This is a genomic window from Novosphingobium sp. B-7 (assembly GCF_000410615.1).
Classification (GTDB): domain Bacteria; phylum Pseudomonadota; class Alphaproteobacteria; order Sphingomonadales; family Sphingomonadaceae; genus Novosphingobium; species Novosphingobium capsulatum.
Window position 1 is genome coordinate 473 of sequence record NZ_KE148456.1, and the last position, 1,084, is coordinate 1,556.

Annotated in this window: 2 protein-coding genes; one reads left to right on the plus strand and one right to left on the minus strand. The window is 67.8% G+C overall.

From position 1 onward, the window contains the following. On the minus strand, positions 1-325 hold a 325-nt coding region (locus H926_RS29275), incomplete at its 3' end, for a TetR/AcrR family transcriptional regulator (RefSeq protein WP_043610636.1). Between the two features lie 118 nt (positions 326-443). On the opposite strand from H926_RS29275, the gene H926_RS0120220 reads away from it, so the two are divergent. After that, the coding region (locus tag H926_RS0120220) for an MFS transporter (protein WP_022677896.1) at positions 444-1,084 on the plus strand (641 nt) is incomplete at its 3' end.

Here is a 1,084-nt window from a genome sequence, read left to right on the forward strand (position 1 = left end):
CAATGCTGGGGCCGACGAAATCCTTCACCTGCCCCGAAAGATCGCGCACCAGCGCCTGGAAGATCGCTTCCTTGCTGTCAAAATAGACGTAGAAGCTGCCGGTGGCGACGCCGGCGCGCGCGGTGATCTGGCTGATCGCGGCATCGTGAAAGCCCTTTTCGCCAAACTCTTCGGCCGCCGCATTGAGCAGCGCGCGCAGCGTGCGCCGGCCGCGCTCGGTCTTGGGCACCTTGGACGGGCGGGGCGCTGGTGCTGCCGCCGCCGCATCGGGCTGCGGTGCCGCCGTGGCGGAGGAAGGCGCGGGAGAAGTCCGGGTTTCAGCCATGAGCAGCCAGTTCTAATTTGAAGAGTGATTCATTTTTCACTAGTATGCCGGAACCGGCCGGCAGCGCAAGGTACAGCCAAGTCCACGCCGCGCTCAATGGGCTCAATGGGAGAGACGAATGCCACCTGCGCCAGAAACGCACGAAAGCCTGCCGTTGCTGCGCCGCCCGGCGTTCGTGCTGGCGATGCTGCTGGTGGTCTATACCTTCAATTTCATCGACCGGCAGATCCTGGGCATTCTCGCCGGGCCGATCAAGGCCGATCTGGGCCTGAGCGACACCCAGCTTGGCGCGCTGGGCGGCTTTGCCTTTGCCCTGCTCTATTCCACCATGGGCCTGCCGCTGGCCTGGCTGGCCGATCGGCGCGGGCGCACGCGGGTGATCGCGGCCTCGCTGGCGGTGTGGAGCGCGTTTACCGCGCTGTGCGGCATGGTTTCGGGCTTTTGGGCGATGTTTGCCTGCCGGCTGGGCGTGGGCGTGGGCGAGGCCGGCGGGGTGGCGCCATCCTATGCGCTGATTTCCGATACCTTTCCGCCGCAGCGGCGGGCGCGGGCCCTGGCGATCTATTCGCTGGGCATCCCGCTGGGATCGGCAGCGGGCATCCTCCTGGGCGGCTATGTCGCGGCGGCGGTGAACTGGCGCGCGGCGTTCCTGGCGGTGGGCCTGGCTGGCCTGGCATTCACCCCGCTGTTTGCCTGGACCGTGCGCGATCCGCGCCGTCCGCAAGCGGGCGAAGCGCCGGCGATGCGCGCGGTGCTGGC